The organism is Candidatus Cloacimonas sp., assembly GCA_039680785.1.
In the GTDB taxonomy this organism is placed as follows: domain Bacteria; phylum Cloacimonadota; class Cloacimonadia; order Cloacimonadales; family Cloacimonadaceae; genus Cloacimonas.
On record JBDKSF010000032.1, the window covers coordinates 1 to 16,950 of the forward strand.

The 16,950-nt window shown below is 40.5% G+C and carries 13 protein-coding genes and 1 riboswitch; of the genes, 1 reads left to right on the forward strand and 12 read right to left on the reverse strand.

What is annotated here, in order from left to right:
- From ABFC98_01805 to rpsU, 5 genes are all read right to left on the reverse strand, one after another.
- On the reverse strand, positions 1-390 hold a 390-nt coding region (locus ABFC98_01805; protein MEN6444762.1), incomplete at its 3' end, for a hypothetical protein.
- 3 nt (positions 391-393) lie between these two features.
- Positions 394-582 carry a hypothetical protein gene (locus tag ABFC98_01810; protein MEN6444763.1) on the reverse strand — a complete coding sequence of 63 codons (189 nt, stop codon included), beginning with the start codon at positions 580-582 and terminating at the stop codon, positions 394-396.
- Positions 555-728, reverse strand: coding sequence for a hypothetical protein (locus tag ABFC98_01815; protein MEN6444764.1), 174 nt, complete (start codon positions 726-728; stop codon positions 555-557). The genes ABFC98_01810 and ABFC98_01815 overlap by 28 nt, the downstream gene beginning before the upstream one ends.
- Positions 725-1,267 (reverse strand): CvpA family protein, encoded by a 543-nt coding sequence (locus ABFC98_01820; protein MEN6444765.1) that lies wholly within the window; start codon positions 1,265-1,267, stop codon positions 725-727. The genes ABFC98_01815 and ABFC98_01820 overlap by 4 nt, the downstream gene beginning before the upstream one ends.
- Positions 1,268-1,358: 91 nt before the next feature.
- Positions 1,359-1,565: a 30S ribosomal protein S21 gene (gene rpsU / locus ABFC98_01825; GenBank protein ID MEN6444766.1), complete on the reverse strand. Its 207-nt coding sequence runs from the start codon at positions 1,563-1,565 to the stop codon at positions 1,359-1,361.
- 149 nt (positions 1,566-1,714) lie between these two features.
- On the opposite strand from rpsU, the gene ABFC98_01830 reads away from it, so the two are divergent.
- Positions 1,715-1,864, forward strand: coding sequence for a hypothetical protein (locus ABFC98_01830; GenBank protein ID MEN6444767.1), 150 nt, complete (start codon positions 1,715-1,717; stop codon positions 1,862-1,864).
- A gap of 29 nt (positions 1,865-1,893) precedes the next feature.
- Here ABFC98_01830 and ABFC98_01835 read toward each other — a convergent pair whose 3' ends face one another.
- The 7 genes from ABFC98_01835 to ABFC98_01865 all read right to left on the reverse strand — a co-directional run bounded on the left by ABFC98_01835 (position 1,894) and on the right by ABFC98_01865 (position 16,756).
- A complete protein-coding gene (locus ABFC98_01835; protein ID MEN6444768.1) occupies positions 1,894-2,688 on the reverse strand; it encodes a DUF1828 domain-containing protein in 795 nt (264 codons plus the stop codon).
- Positions 2,688-3,206: a hypothetical protein gene (locus ABFC98_01840; GenBank protein ID MEN6444769.1), complete on the reverse strand. Its 519-nt coding sequence runs from the start codon at positions 3,204-3,206 to the stop codon at positions 2,688-2,690. Before ABFC98_01840 ends, ABFC98_01835 begins: the two co-directional genes overlap by 1 nt.
- 310 nt (positions 3,207-3,516) lie before the next feature.
- A complete protein-coding gene (locus ABFC98_01845; GenBank protein ID MEN6444770.1) occupies positions 3,517-4,305 on the reverse strand; it encodes a PfkB family carbohydrate kinase in 789 nt (262 codons plus the stop codon).
- A gap of 3 nt (positions 4,306-4,308) precedes the next feature.
- Entirely contained in the window at positions 4,309-5,580 is a 1,272-nt protein-coding gene (thiC, locus tag ABFC98_01850) for a phosphomethylpyrimidine synthase ThiC (GenBank protein ID MEN6444771.1), read from the reverse strand.
- A complete protein-coding gene (locus ABFC98_01855) occupies positions 5,577-6,230 on the reverse strand; it encodes a thiamine phosphate synthase (protein ID MEN6444772.1) in 654 nt (217 codons plus the stop codon). The genes thiC and ABFC98_01855 overlap by 4 nt, the downstream gene beginning before the upstream one ends.
- Positions 6,231-6,232: 2 nt before the next feature.
- A complete protein-coding gene (locus ABFC98_01860) occupies positions 6,233-7,009 on the reverse strand; it encodes a sulfide-dependent adenosine diphosphate thiazole synthase (GenBank protein MEN6444773.1) in 777 nt (258 codons plus the stop codon).
- A gap of 68 nt (positions 7,010-7,077) precedes the next feature.
- Positions 7,078-7,176: riboswitch (TPP riboswitch) on the reverse strand.
- Positions 7,177-8,407: 1,231 nt separating this feature from the next.
- Positions 8,408-16,756: a carboxypeptidase regulatory-like domain-containing protein gene (locus ABFC98_01865; protein MEN6444774.1), complete on the reverse strand. Its 8,349-nt coding sequence runs from the start codon at positions 16,754-16,756 to the stop codon at positions 8,408-8,410.
- Positions 16,757-16,950: the final 194 nt, after the last annotated feature.

Consider the following 16,950-nt stretch of genomic DNA (forward strand, 5'->3'; position numbering starts at 1 on the left):
AAATCGGGCATTGAGAGAAGCAAAAGAGGTTAATTTCTTGATATATTTAGCTGTCTCTGGATAGTCATCCCAAATTTCCGGATGGGAAAGAATTTGTTCCGAAATGAGGTTATTGGCATAAACGGCAGCAAATTCTTCAAAACCGAAAAGCGAATTGCGACTATCTTCAAATAACGGAACCAGATTGGTTAAACCGCTGAAATCATAATCCACTCCCTGCAAGAGCTGCTCCTGAATTTCAGAAATCAGCGTTTGAGATTTTTTGATTGCGGCTAAATCTGCAAGTGGCTGTAAATTTGAGCATTGGGATTTTCCCAAGGCACTCTGACAGTGAGAACTTAGCTGCGAAATTAGGGTCTCAAATTCCAGATCAGAATTATGGTAAGGCATTAGCTATAAAGGTAGATAACTTATTTGTGTTTTTGAGGTTATGAATTCAATATGCCTAAATAAGTGACAGGCAAATGAATATTTAAGAGAAGCACAAGTAGCTCCTACATTACAATTGCACCTATATTTATTGGCTGGTTTCACTTTTCCACCTTTCCACTTTTTCACTTTTCCACTTTTCCACTTTTCCACTTTTCCACCTTTTCACTTTTCCACCTTTCCACTTTTTCACTTTTCCACCCTTCCACTTTTCCACCTTTCCACTTTTCCACTTTTCCACCCTTCCACTTTTCCACTTTTCCACTTTTCCACCTTTCCACCTTTCCACTTTTTATCATTTCTCTTCAGCTTCCTTTTCTGCTTGGAAGGGGAGCTTGGGTAGCTTGATCAGGTTCTTCCTTTCGGTTAAATTCAGTTTAGTAAAAATTTCTTCTTTCATTAGATTCACACCTGCATAAACGCGATGTTTTTCACCATCTTTGAGCGGAGTGGAGACCTTGGGCATAAAATCCAGAACAACCATAAAAATGATCACTACCAGCAAACCATTGATCGCTCCTAAAACAGCTCCTAACCCGCGGTTCAAAGATGACATCCTCAATGCCTTTAAGAACTTGTTCAGTATGTAGATAACTATTCTGGCAATTACAATAATCAAAACTACGATCAAGATCACGGAAATAACCGTTGCCAGCCATTTGGCAAAGTGAAAATTAATAATCAAATTGCGTGCCACCAGCGGATAATAGTGCCCAACCAAGAAGAAAGTGAGTATATACCCGCAAAGTTGAATTATATTTGCCAGCAGACCTTTTCGCCAGCCCCAAAAAGTGAATATAACCAGAGCAGCAAGAATGATCCAGTCAATAATTCCCATTCTTTTCTCCGCTAAAAAAAGCTAACAGGGAGCAAAAGTCCCTGTTGCTGAAGTTTTGTGAATAAATTTGTTCCTTTGGCTTACAGGAACCTTACTTTAAATAGCGTTGCATCCGGCGCTGCATCTTCAAAATTTTACGCCGGGAAGTATTTTCTTCGCGTTTTTTTCTAACGCTGGGCTTTTCGTATGCCTGATTCTTTTTTATCTCTGAAAGAATAGCTGCCTTTTCGCATTTTTTCTTAAAGCGTTTTAATAAGATATCGAAGCTTTCATTTTCCTTCGCTACTACTGTAGGCAAATAAATCACCACCTTCTTTGTATAATTCAAGCCATTATTTTAGAATGGGTTTGGCTGTCAAGGAAGAATATTTGGCTCGACGCAGATTGGTTTTTTAGCCACCGAAGGCACCGAGTTTACCGAAGGCACGGAATTTAGATTGTGCAGATTTGTTTTTAGCCACCGAAAGCACCGAGGTTACCGAAGGCACCGAAGAAAGAACTTTGAACTTTGAACTAAGAACTTTGAACTTTGAACCCCTGCACTTTGAACTACGAACTTTGAACTTTGAACTAAGAACTTTGAACTTTGAACTTTGAACCCTATTGTCTATAATAATGTGCTATTTTCATTCATTAACCACTTTTAATTTGTTTATATTTTCTGACAAATAGCGATCACTCCAAAGGATATATTCCGTTTTCTTGTTTCGTAATGCATCAAGGTATTCTGATTTTACTTCTCGTTCTGTATCATTGATTATCGCCAAGCCAATAACTTTTTTACCAGATTGAAGTTCACGCATTGGTTGTATATCGCTCCAGGTAAACAAAAATTGGGGTAGGTTAAGCTTATTTACTGTATTAAATGTCTTTATCACAATCTCGGTTTTTTTGTAGGCAATTTGATAATCAAAAGTGAATTCAAGCCCTGTAGTTCCTTTGGAGATGAAATTAGGAGTGTAAATGAGATCAAGTTCTTTAAAATATGTTTGCACATCTTCTTTAAACACCGACGCTACTATCTGTTTTGAAAGGACATAAAGATCGTTTGTTTCTGAAATCGCTGAAAGTAGATTCAGTTTCTTTTGGGGGAAGTTCTTTTCATTTGCTTCAACGGTTAATTCACCTTCTCGGGATAATGTAACTCCATAATTTAGTAAGATATTCTCTAAAATGTCTTTCCGCTTAGGTGAACGGAATATAGATACACCGTGTAATTCCAGATTATGAATGGTTTCTCCGTCATCAGATAGGAGAATATTTCCTTTATCCTTTTTTGCATAAATTTCTATAGAATCATTGAATAAGCCCACAAAAGGAGTGGTTATTCTTGTCCAATTGGTAACCTTATCCAAATCCATTATGGTCTTTTGTCGGAGAAATTTGTAAAATTCATCCACTAATGATTCAATCGGATTCATTAGAATACCTCATCTTGATATGTAATAGTTAGGTTTGATTGAAGGTTAATTAACTTGGAAATAGACAGGATGGAATTTTTTATATCCTCATTTGAATTAATTTTCTTAACCGGAAAATCATCATCTGAGAGAGGGATAGCCCAATCTAAACCATAGGTCTGCACAAAATAATGGATATGAGGAATATCCGCTTCGAAAATTTGACCTGAATATTGCAGAAAGCGATTGGGGACATAATCATTTGCTATTTCTGGGTTTTTATGCGTTCCACTATAATCAATGCGCAATAAGGGTAACTGGCCATCAGTATTCTGAAAATGTAAAGTCAGCTTTAAAAGGAATTTTTTACTACGCTTTATTTCCAAGAAAAACTCATATTCGGCATCAGGTATGGAGACCATATTAATGCGTTCTTTGATCTTAGCAAGGTTAAATGCGTAATCATCAAATAGTTCCTTTCCCTCAAATATCTTTTTCTCTATTGCCATCAATTGATCGGCAAAGTCCTTTGTAATCATTGTGTTATAATTCCTCTCTCTCTTTCCAGCTATTATGTATCCAAGGCATAATCACATCCAATTCCATTAAATCTATAAGTTATGCTATGTCAATAGATTTTCTAAAAAACCAGAATAGACCTTTAGCGGGTTATATGAAATTGTTTTTAGCCACCGAAGGCACCGAGGTTACCGAAGGCACGGAATTTAGATTGTGCAGATTTAATTTTAGCCACCGAAGGCACCGAGGTTACCGAAGGCACCGAAGAAATAACTAAGAACTTTGAACTTTGAACTTTGAACTTTGAACTTTGAACCCCTGCACTTTGAACTACGAACTTTGCACTCCTATTCCCTGATCTTGCGGATAAATTTTGGCATTATAGGCATCAAAAAGTGCACGCACAAAGTTAGATGCCTCGGTAAATGCTTCAATCGGATCTTTTCCCAGAGCCAAAGAACAAGTAAAAAAGGTGGAAAACACACAACCCGTTCCGTGCGTATATTTCCATTTACGACGCGGAAAATGGAAAATAGTTACTTCCTTTTTTTTTATCATAGCTTCTTGAATATTATCTGTTTTGCCGTGCCCTCCAGTAAGCAAAACAGTTACTCCAGTTTTTTGGCTAAGTTCTTTTCCTACCTCAATCGCCGTCTCAAAATCAGTTGTATCTTTTCCTGTTAACAAGGATAGTTCAGGCAAATTAGGAGTGATAAAATCAACCAGATTCAGCAGTTGCAGAAATTCAGGCAGGGCTGATTCAGTCAAAAATGCCTTCCCTTTGGTTGGAGCAAAAACCGGATCCACAATAATTTTACGCTTTGGTTTTCGGGACAGAGTGTTTGCCAGAAGATTAACCTGTTCAACGCTGCATAAAGCACCTATTTTGCAATATTGAACTTTATCAGAAAGCGCTATTTTGCGAATACCGGCTTCAAAGTTCTGGATATTTAAGGGAATGATTTCTTCCACTCCTTTTTCGCTTTGAATGGTTAATCCGCTACAACAAAAAACAGGAGCAAACCCCAAGCCCAAAGTCATTATATAGTCCAGTTCCAAACCCGTATGGAAGGTAGGATCTCTGGGTTCAATAAATGCCAGATTGGTTCGTAATTGCATTGTTTATGACTGCTTATCCGTTTTTATGGCACATAGTTTTCCGCACATACTGCATTGATCTTGAACCTCACTGGAGGTCTCGCTTTTGCGTTTTCTTGCCAACTCGGGATCAATGCTATAACGGAATATGGTTTCCCAATCCATTTCCCTTCTGGCTTTGGCGATAATATCATCAATTTCTCTGGCGTTAGCATTTCCTTTGGCAATATCTGCAATATGGGCTGCCAGGCGAGAAGCGATAATGCCCTGTTGAACATCTTCCAGATTGGGCAGACAAAGATGCTCGGAGGGGGTCACATAACATAAAAAATCGGCTCCCAAGGAGGCAGCCATGGCACCTCCAATGGCTCCTGTGATATGATCATAACCACAAGCAAAATCAGTTGGCAGAGGACCCAACACATAAAAAGGAGCTGCATCGCATAATTTCTTTTCCAGCAAAACATTAGCTTCAATTTCCGGAAGCGGTATATGCCCCGGTCCTTCCACCATAACTTGCACTCCTTTTAGGCGGGCTCTTTTAACCAGTTCGCTCAGCACAAGCAATTCAGATATTTGGGTGCAATCGGTGGCATCACCAATTGCTCCGGGTCTGAAGCCATCTCCCAAACTTAAAGTTACATCGTGTTTCAGGCAAATGTTTAGCAGGCGATCAAACTGTTCATAAAGCGGATTTTCTTTTCCTGTATGTAGCATCCAGCGTTTCAACAAAGCACCTCCTCGGCTTACAATTCCCGTTAACCGATTTTCTTTTTGATGTGCCTGAAGTGACCATTGGTTAATACCTGCGTGCACGGTCATAAAATCCACTCCCTGTTCTGCCTGTTTTTCTATTTCGGCAAAGAGCATTTCGGGTTCAAAAGCAGTGATATCTTTATCAGTTCTTTGTAATTCTGTAGCTACGGCATAAAGAGGTACCGTTCCCAAAATCAGGTCTGTTGCTTCCAACATTTTTATGCGGATATTATCTAAATTGCCACCCGTGGAAAGGTCCATAACGCTATGAGCTTGATATTTTTTACACAGTTGCAGTTTGGCAAGTTCGGTATCTGGCTCACAGCAAAGTTCCGAAGTTCCGATATTGGCATTTATTTTGGTGGTCATTTTACTTCCGATGGCAGTAGGTATCGCCTTGCGGTTTTGGTTATGAGGGATAACCACTTTGCCTTCTTTGATAAGCTGCATAAGGATATCAGCTTCAATATGTTCCTCTTTGGCTGCGGTTAATATTTCGGAAGTGGCTATGCCTTTGGTTGCTTGTTGTAATTGGGTCATTTTTGTGCCTCCTTTAATAATGATTTCATTGCTCTAATTTTGGCTTTTAATTCCGCTGTCTCTTGGGAAAGAGTAAAATGCCTGATAAAAGCCAGATTTTGGGCTCCAACGGCTAAAACATTAGGCAGATTTTCAGGAAATAACCCTCCAATCGCCACTACCGGTATAGGAGATAAATTCAGAACAGTTTTTAAATCCTCAACCCCAGTAGCGGGATCAGGTTTTTCTTTGGCAACGGTTGGATAGATGGGGCCAAAACTGAAATAATCCGGCTTTTTTAGGTTTGTTTGGGCAGTGATGCTTTCCATTAATTCTTTTGCCTGCTTTAAATTATGCGTAGAAACACCTAAAAGAGTGTTGTTGGGCAAAAAAGGTAAAACCTCTTTCCAGGGAAGATCATCCTGCCCTAAATGTAAGCCATCTGCTTTTGTCAAAAGACAGATATCCGGTCGGTCATCAACTATGAACCTGGTTTTAGAGCCCTCGGTGATAGCTTTCAAACTTTTGCCAAGATTCAGCAACTCTCTATCGGAAAGATGTTTATCGCGAATCTGCAGCAGCGGGACTTCTTCCTGAACACATATCTCGGTGAATGTTTCATACCCCAAAAGCGGATTAGTCATAACGATATATAAGCCGAAGTTATCCACTGTTAATGCTCCCGGTTTAGCGATTGCAGAATCAAATCCGCTACTTTCATTCCGGAAAGCAACATACTGGTAAAAATAGGACCCATTCTATTACTGCCGCTAACTCCACAAGCAGCCATACCGGAAACAAAAAGACCAGGATAGACCTCTTGCGTAAATTCCAAACAGGATTTTTCGCCTGCTTCGGCATTTAAGGACTTTTCATAAGGAATGGTATCAGAGGGCAAATTCAAGTGGATAGTGTTTTTGCGGCATAAAACACTAACTACTTCACAAGGATGCCCAGTTGCATCCAAAATGGCTTGGGCGGATAAAGAAAGAGGGTCTATATGCAGCTTTTCTTTTTGCACTGTAGCCCAGTTTATCACCACACCTGAAACCCGATTATCTTTTACCAGAACATCTTCCATACAAATACCGGTAAAAATGCCCGCTCCTTTATGAGTGGCATTGTAAATTAGAGAGGAAGTTGCTTCCACGGCATCGCAAACATATAAGTCGTTGCCAGAATAGCTATAGGAAATTGCCAAACGCTCTAAAAGCGGAAGCGAATCTTTATGGAAAACGATTTGATTAAAAAACATCGCTCCGCCCCACATACCTCCTCCGGGAGCAAGGTCTTTTTCAATGAGGGTGGTTTTGATGTTTTGCGAGGCAAGTTTCGCGGCACAAACAAGACCCGAAGGACCTCCTCCCACAATAATTACATCACTGACGAGATGATTTTGCAGCTTGGTAAACCAGCTGTTGGTAATGGCTTTGGAAATTTGAGCTTCCATTTTTTCCCCTTGTTTAATTTTTTTAAGGGGTTGTATGTATGAGCTTTATCCTTCGATGGCTAAATGAGTGGTCTATAATGTCATCTTCCTCGCGCCGGTATTATCCGGATCAGGTTCGAAGGGTATAATCTCAGCCGGAATATTTTCCAGCACCCCTGTCTTTATGGCAATAAATTTGTTAGCGTTTTAAATGTCAAGTAAAAGATAACAATAATTAGGGGATGAACAGGATTATGATAGCAGGAGTCAGAGAGCTTTGGTCGAAAAGGATTCTGTGGGATTTTAGATTTGAGTTTTCGAAACAAGAATTTTAGGATTAAGTTTTAGAAACGAGGATTTAAGGATTAGATTTAAGAAACGAGGATTTAAGGATTTTAGGATTAAGAGGATTTCTAATTTAAAGTTCCGCTAGGAACGATACATACTAACGACGGGTTTTAACCCGGCGATAAGAAGAACGAATAAAAAAAGTCCCAGCGGGACGGCAGATTTTAGTTTTCGAAACAAGGATTTAAGGATTTTAGGATTAAATTATACACAAACTGTTGCACATCTCCAATTTTCTTTCCCAATTTCTAATCAACCTTTTAGATACTATCACCTCCAATATATAATGGATTTATCATCAAAATAAAAAGCACACTAAGATCAATAATCCGAAGTCATAGAGATTTCCTAACACCATAACTATTAACAACATATAAATATAGTTTTAATCTAACCCTTACTTTCTCTTACAGGTAGTCCAGATACAACTCCTCATCCACCCTATCTAAACTCCTTCTTAACCATGGGAAAAGGAGGAGAGGAGGAGCAGATGAAGAGGAGAGGAGGATGGGTTGTTTGTGAGGTGTCCTGAAAATAGCGGACTAAAATTAAGGAGAAAGAAATGAACAAAAAAATTCTACCTAAAAGGATGTATATTAAAGATAGCGATGCCTTCTAACCTAAAGTTGTTTATATATCTGCGTGAACTATTTTCGGTGGCTAGAAAAAAATGCGGAGGAACGGCGTCCTCCGTCTACACAACTCAATCCTTAAATCCTTGTTTATAGAACTCAAATCTGTCGTCCCGCTGGGACTTTTTTTATTTGTTCTTTTTGTCGCCGGGTTAAAACCCTTCGTTAGTATGTATCGTTCCTAGCGGAACTTGAATTAGAAATCCTCTATATCCTAAAATCCTTGTTTCTAAAACTATATCTGTGTAATCCGTGTAATCTGTGAGAGGATATTTTTTTCGGTGATTTCGGTGACTTCTGTGGCTAAATATTCTTCTAAAATCCTCATTATTATGCTTATGGCTTCCTGTTTTCGAGGCAGAGGAACAAAATTATAAAGAAAGGGCGAAACAGTGTTTCGCCCTTTTTAATTTTTTAGTTATTTTACATTCTTGTGATCCTATTCCATCAGCAGCATTTTATGCGTGGAAACATATTTTCCTGCTTGCAGGCGGTAAAAATAGATACCGGAAGCAAGCGGACTGCCCTTATCATCTTTGGCATTAAAGACAACTTTATAGTTTCCATTTGGCTTTTCTGCCTTTACCAGGGTTCTAACCAGCTGACCTTTAAGGTTATAAACCTCCAGACGCACTTGGCATCTATCCTTAATGGAATAAGTAATGGTGGTTTCCGGATTGAAAGGATTGGGAAAGTTTCCTTGCAGTTCGGTAACGGTTGCAGGTAGATATTCATCCTCGTTTGCCACCGGACTAAGGACAAAATTCTCCGTAGTATTCTGATTGGGCAAAACAATTACTCCGCTAATGGTGCGCGGTAGATAACCTGCTGCAGAAGCCGTTACATCGTAAGTTCCGATTGCCAGAGGCAGAAAATAGGCACCTGCGGAATTGGTGGTAGCCGAAACTCCGCTGGCGCTTACAGTTGCTCCCGCGATGGGCTGATTATTTTGTTTACGAACATAACCGACGATATTGCCCATCTGGGTTTCTTTAGTCATAGTATTGGAGAAAGAGGCAACGGAAGTAACATTAGCAGTGTAAACGGCTTTAACCGCCCAGCGGTAAATACCGTTTGGAAGCGCAGTCCAAGAAGAATCAACTGTTTCCAGAGAAGTTAGCAATTGGTTACTAAGGGGAGTCCAGCTTTGAGGATTGGTTTCATTTCCACTAATCAGACGCCACACTCGATAACCTTGAAGAGATCTTTCAGAGCGGACACGAGTGGTTGTTTTATCCTTAATGACACTGCTCACTTCTGGGAAGCGGTTGATGGTAGTCCGCACAGGATTTGGAGCGGCAATGATTTCGGGCGGAGCTGTCTGTAAAGATGCCCGGGAAGGAGCTGAAATTAGTTCCGAGCCAGCAAAACGAATAGTTTCAACCGCATTGCCAATATAGAGGTTATCGATAAACCAGCAATACCAAAGTCCTCCATTTGTAGGTGGATCATCTGCCTGAAAAGCGATTTTAATTTGCTGTCCGCCATACTGTTCCATATCTATATGGATAGGAGATGTATAATAATTCCAGCCCCCGGTTGCTGTTGAGGCATCATACAAAAGAGACCAATTGGTGCCATTATCGGTAGAGACCTTAATATTATAGTGATCACCATAAGTGGAACCACGATAAATGTAAGCATCTATCGATAAATGGGCACTGGGCGGACAATTGAAAGCGTTGGTAATCAGCCATTCATCCTGATGATTATATGACCACCAAAGACCTGCCTGATAATTTCCTTGCGGAGGAACAACAGGAGTTCCGCTTGGATTTACAGTTCCGAATCTGCACCAAGTAGGTAAAATTCCTGGAATGACTTCAGTGCCTGTGTTGTTGATAATTTGAGTCCACTGCGCAGGTGGAAACACGCTTCCTTCAAATCCCTCAATAACATCTACCGCTGTAGGATCGGGGGCCTGCCAGCTTAGTTCAATTGCCGTAAAAGTATTATTGAAGGCAGCAACTACACCAAAAGGAGCATAGGCAACTTCGCCAAGAGTGATGGACCCCATATTGTAGTTTGTGGAACCTACATTGATGGTTCCGGTGGCGGTAGTGTAACCAGCAGCGATAATTGTATATTCATATTCCTGATTAGCATAAACAGCTGGAAAACTGAAGGTTCCGGCAGCGGTGCTGGTTGTATTATAATTTTGATAACCAACCAGATGTATTGAGGCACCGGCAATTCCTGCTCCGGTATCACTGGCTAAAATAGTTCCAGTAACAGAAACCGTAGGCATTGGTTGCATTGTTACATTCAGGATTTCGGTTTCATCTTCTTCAATGGTAATATTGACGCTTTGGCTGATGTATCCATATTTACTGAATTCCACTGTATAATCATCAGGTAGGATATTAGCTATGTGATAATGACCCGTAGCATCTGTAACCGTGCTGTAAGTGGAATTGGTAATATTTACAGCTACTCCTTCTAAAGGAGTATCAGCAGAGGTAATAACTGTTCCGTCCAAATGACCAACTCCACCCGGAATTACTATTAAAGTGGTCTTGGGGAATTGACCGGAAATAGTTCCAGTGGTGGGTAGATTATTGGGATCATAAGTAGTGGAATCACTCTGAATTCGTCTTGATCTTCCTGTATTCGTTGCATCCGTTTGTGCCTGAAAATAATCGGTGGAGCTGTAATATTGGGTATCCATCGGACGCTGGACAAAGATAACCAGGTTTTCTCCATTCAGATACAGATAAGGAGCAGTGAACGGAATAGTAATGATATTACTTCCTGAAGGGTAGTTTATCGTTCCGTCAAAAACAAGTGTCAACCCTGAAATTGGAATCCAGGCATCAGACAACGAAGTTAAAGTAGTGGTTCCGATCCAGACCTTAGTAGGCATATTTGGTAGATTGGTAATAAAATTATTATAGAACTGAATGCCGGTTATCTGACCCATAAAGTTACCCATTTCGGCAGGATAGTATAGCCCTTCATAGATGCTGTTTTTATAAAACATATCTACCGGCATACGCGCTGTTTGATCTCCAGCTCCAATCGTGATCATAAAGACCCCGGAAGGATTTACCAGAATATTTAAGTTGGGTGTTTGGTCATTCAAATTATTCTGATCTCCAGCCAAAACTACTTTACCGTAAATGGTCATTGCTCCATCAGTTGTAGGAGTCCAGGTAACCGGAACTTCAACTGTAGCTCCTGGGGCACAAGTTATTCCTGTCGCAGACGCCAGTTCAATTCCAGCCGCAGAAAACAGCTTAACTGTATAAGTGTTTTGAGAAGCAGTTCCCCAGTTATGGACTGAAATATTATACTGCGATTCTTGACCTACAGAAGGAGTTACATTACCTGAGATAGCAGTTGCCGCAAGATCATTGGTAGGAATTATTTCTATCATAACATCATCCATATAAAGTGAGCGACCGGTTCCTCCCAAACCATGTTTGAAAACGATATGTTTTCCTGCTCCCGTATAAGCATTGAAGGCAACTACATATTCCGTTAAAGTAGTAGTTAAAGATATTGATTCTGTTTCCAAATAAGTGGTAGGATCAGTAGGATTTACCATTACTCCGATAGAGATAGGATAACCAGCAGTGGAGCTGCGTGCCCAAAATTTTACTCGCGTAGTATTGGTGGGAATAGCGTTTCCCAGAGGAGGAGCGATCAACATCAATGTAGCATTGGCATCCGAAGGATTATACAAACGCACACAATTGGGCTGGCTGTGAGCATAAGTAGTGGAAGCATAAGTTTCCACTACAGCTGAAGTGGAAGTTGATTGCACTATCTTCATCCAATCAACCGGTAGAATAGGAACTGTAACCTGATCGAAGTTTTGGGTATAAGGTAAAGTATTCAAGGTGGTATCAATGCAGTTTCCAGAAAGTGATACAGTGTGTGGTATGCGTTCTCTTCTATCTGTTCTACCGGAATTTAAGGTAATGGTATAAGTAGTGGCTAAATTATCAGTGATGGTAATCGTGGCTGTATGATTGCCAACAGCGGTAGGATTGTATCTGGCAGTGAAATTGATGGCCTCACAAAAGGCAAGATTTGCAGGTAGAGTTGGTAAATTCTGCAAAGAAAACATTTCACTCCCGCTAATAGTGATGTTATTGATTGTAAGAGTTCCGCCACCTGCATTTCCAACCGTAAAGTTTTGATTATTTACGGAATTAATTAAAACAGTACCCCAGTTGTGAGAAGAAGGACCTACACTGAAGATAGGATCTGCTCCCGGGGAGGAGAAAAAGAGAGTTGTTTTGGGGAATTTTCCGGAAAGCGTTCCCACAGCTGAAGGATTCATTGGATCGTAGGTAACCGTATCAGAAACAAGCTTACGCGCTCTATTATTGCCAATCGTTTGAGCCAAAAAGTCATCGCTGGAGCTAAAGTATTGAGTATCCATAGGGCGATTGGCATAAAGGAGTAAATTGCCACCTGTATATAGATAGGGTGTTTGCAATTGGACAGTAATAGTATTTTGACCGTTGGGGAAATTTAGATTTCCGTCATAAACCAAAGTTAAACCATCCAAAATCCAGCCCGCAGAAAGATCCTGCAAATTGGTTGTTCCCATCCAGATTTTTATCGGTTTATCGGTTAAATTTGTAGTAAAATTATTGTAGAAGGACAGAGCGGTTATGTTGCCAAATAAACCTATCTCATCAGGATAGTAAAGGGTTTGAAATAAACTGTTTTTGTAATAAAAATCCCAAGGTATCCCGTCCAGCTGACTACCATCACCAATTGTTACTGCTAAAACACCTGAGGGCATTACCAAGACATTGAAAGGAGAGGTAGTATTATTATCAGAATTGGTATCGGCAGTAAGTACCACTTTTCCAGTTAAGCTCATTGGACCTTCAGTTGTGGGAGTCCAGGAAACAGTAACAGCAAGTTCTTCACCCGCTGCGATAGTAGGACCGGGAACGCTTGCCAGTTCTGTATCTCCACTCATTAGTTTTACTGAGTAACTGCCGGCCGGCTTTGCTTGAGTTCCTACATTTTCGATACCGATTGTGTAGCTGAAAGCAGTTCCCACGGAAGGTGTAGTAGAGCCGCTAATTGTATTGGCGGCAAGGTCATTTCTCATTATAAGTATCCGATTGGAAAAGCCCACAGGACCAAGTAAGTTATTGGTATAAACACCTTTCACAGCCCAGCGATAATTTCCATCCGGTAAAGAGCCCCAGGAGGTATCAATGAAGGTTGTATCGGTAATTGTATTGGTAGTAAGCAAAGTCCAGCTATTTTCATTAGTTTCGTTACCTGAAATCAATCGCCAGACCTTGTAGCCGTTTAAAGAGCGATTCGAGTTTATCTCTTTTGAAGATTTGGAAGTAAAGTAACGGTTATCCTGAACATACTGTTTAGAATGTAACAAGGCCTCTTCTTCTTCGGAAAGCAAATGTTCTTTTTCTGGTATTGGCTTATAGGCATAATTCACCGTTTTGTTCATAGAATGTCCAACATAGAGATCATCAATATACCATCCAGCATAAGAGACCGTAGATGTAGCAAACCATTCAAAACTTATCTCTACACTATTCATATTAGCATAAGCGGAAAGATCTATAGTAAGTTCCTGCCAAGGCATAAAGACAGCAGAAGAACTATTTCCCCATACTGTATTGCCGTTCACCTTTATTAATCCATAATCATAAGTATTGTAACCGTTCATATAGTGCCAAAAACTTAAGACAGGATTGGAAACAGTGGAGAAGTCAAAAGTTTTGCGCAAATAAGACCAGGCACCACAATTAGAATAACCTCCCTCTAAAACAGTTCCCCACATCCCAGTTCCGGAATGTGCAGAGGCAGGAGGTGTATCCACATAAGTGTCTATATCTGTGTAAGCAGTAACATTATATTGACCCCATTGCCAGTCACCGAAACCACTGGAAACCCAGCCGCCATTGTCAATTTCAAAATCTTCCGAACCAGCTCCGGTTCCGGTTGAACCGGGAGGACTCCAAGTGAGCGTAATTTGCGTTTGAGCTGTATTTTCCGTGGCTAAAATATTAACTGGAGGTAGGGCTAATTCGCTCATAACCAAAGTGCCCATATTTACATTAGTGGAGCCAACTACCACGGTTCCCGTCAAATCCGCATAACCAATTGCCTGAATAGTATAGTTATAGGTATTTCCCGAAAGGACACCGGTGATGGTAAAATCACCATTGGCATTGGAAGTTCCTTCATAATTTAGAGGCCCATCCAAAAATATATTAGCATTGGCGATGCCTATTGTGGGTTGATCGCTACCGACAATATGTCCACTAACGGATACCGTGCTGGAAGATACCAAGCTGATGTTCTGCACTGTATTTTGGTTTTCCATAATGGTTACATTCACTGTCTGCGTTTCATAACCCAGCTTAGAAGCAGTAACGGTATATGTTCCAATCGGTAAATACGCAAAAGTGTATTGTCCCGTTGCAGAGGTAATGCGAGTGTAATTATAATTGGCATTGCTCACTTGAATCAACACATCGGCAACAGGCGAACCGCCACTGGTAACAGTTCCGCTTAAAGAACCCATTCCCGTTACCACAAAAGTAAATGAGGTCATTGGAAATGTTCCGGAAAGGGTTCCGGTGGCAGAAGGGTTCAAAGGATCGTAAGTAACTGTATCTGACATAAGTTTACGAGCACGGGTAGTGCCAATTGTCTGAGCTCTGAAATTATCACTGCTGCTAAAATACTGTGTATCCATAGGTCTATTTGCATAGAGAACCAGGTTACCACCTGTATAGAGATAAGGTGTTTGCAGTGGAACTACAATGGTATTTTCTCCGCTGGGAAAGTTAAGGGTGCCATCATAAACCAAAGTTAAACCATTCAAAATCCAGCCCGCACTAAGATCAGCCAAATCAGTTGTTCCGAGCCACAGTTTAACAGGTTTATCAGTTAAATTGGTGACAAAGTTATTGTAGAAAGTAATCGCGGTTATATTCCCCATTACTCCAAGTTCATCCTGGTAATACAGGGTTTGGAACAAGCTGTTTTTGTAGAAAAATTCCCAGGGCACGCCCTCAGCAAGATTACCCTCTCCAATAGTTACTACAGTGGCTCCTGGAGGCATAACGGAAATATTCAAAACGGGTGAATTATCGTTAACAGAATTTACATCACCGGTAAGGACAACTTTTCCATAAATGCTCATCGGTCCTTCCGCAGTAGGCGTCCAGGTTACAACTACAGACATAGTAGATCCAGGAGTAATTGATTGTCCGGGAACGCTTGCCAATTCTGTATTACCGCTCATTAGCTTAACTGTGTAGTTAGTTTGGGTGGCAGTTCCCCAATTTTTAACTGTTACTGTATAGTTCGAAGCGTTGCCTACGCTGGGAGTAACATTTCCGGTTATAGAAAGGGCAGCCAAATCGTTAGGAGCAATTAATTCCAAGCTGATATCATCCAGATACAAAGTGCGGCTTGTTCCACCCAGTCCATGTTTGAAAGCAATATAGCGTCCGGTTCCTGTGTAAGTAGTCAAATCAACCACATATTCAGCTAAGGTAGCGGTAAGAGCTATATTTTGCACTTCCTGATAAGTGGTTGGATCGGTTTGATTAGTTAAGACCCCTACGGAAAGAGGATAGCCGGCGCTACTGGAACGAGCCCAAAATTTAATTCTGACCGAATGAGGATCAAGAGCATCTCCAATAACCGGAGCTACCAACATAACCGTAGCATTGGCATCCGTAGAATTATAAAGACGGACACAGTTTGGTTGGCTATGAGCATAAGTTGTAGAAACATAAGTATCTACATAGGCAGTAGTTACGGATGCCTGCACGATGCTTGTCCAGTCATAAGGTAAAACGGGAGGAATAACTGAGATATCGAAGTTTTGCAGATAGGGAAGTTGAGTTACAATTGGTGCCGGGTGAGTAGTAAAACTCCACACGGGACAATTTACTGCATCTCCTATAGCGTTATAAGGAGTTACTTTCCAATAGTAGGTAGTGTTAAGATCAAAATCCTGAGGGGGATTGTAAGTGGTAACCAAACCCAAATCTTGATTGTTCAATATGTTGGTAGGCGGATTATTGGTTCCCAAAGAGAGTTTAAACCCTGAGGGAGCGCCTCCACCGCTATTCCAATTTAAATTTACATCAGGATTAACAAGGGTGGCTCCATTGGCAGGAGAAATCAACATTGCCGGATTGGGAGGATTGGTTACTATAAGAGGAGCCATAACAAATTGTATATTGGAGCGGTTAGTAGATACAGTTCCAGTAAGGGATGTAGAAGCATCTGTACTATCACTTTGATAGCGAAGAGAACTGTTGAAAGTAGTGGTGGAATAGAAGCAAGAGGCATTTTGAGTATAATTTCCGGGAATTAGAGTGGTAATAATATCTACAATAAGGTTGGAAGAACCATCCCAGTTATAAGGGGTAGTGAAAGTATGAATATTCCAACCCACTACCGGCATAAATTCCGGTGCACTCCAAACGGTAGTATAGTCCCCTACCTCAAAAGTAGTAGTAAAGGTTGTTTGAGTAGTTTGTTTTAGCTTGATAGTGTAGTTCGGCATTGGACTACAAGTATTTAGCACACTTACATTAAAGGCAATAGATGTGATATTGCCAGCTCCTCCACCAGCGTCATTAAGTTCAGATGCCAGTATTAAAAACTGCTGATGGAAATTCTTGTAATATGTTCCATAAGGTGTAGGAACTCCAGTTGTAGTATTAACTGTGGCTCCATTTCCGATGCTTACCAGGGTTTGAGCGGAAAGCATTCCTCCTGTTAGCAACAAGAATATTATGGCTAAGAAAATATGGTGTTTCATTGGATACTCCTTTATGGATATACCATATTATTTTTTTTACCTCACCATCGGCATAAACACATTGTTTACAGCCGGTTTTAAATAAAACACACTATAACATCAAAATAGAGTAAAAAAACACTCAATTTACCGTCTTTTTGTTAAGCAATTATGATTCCTAATTATCTAAAATTTACGAGAGTAGCGTTGGAAAT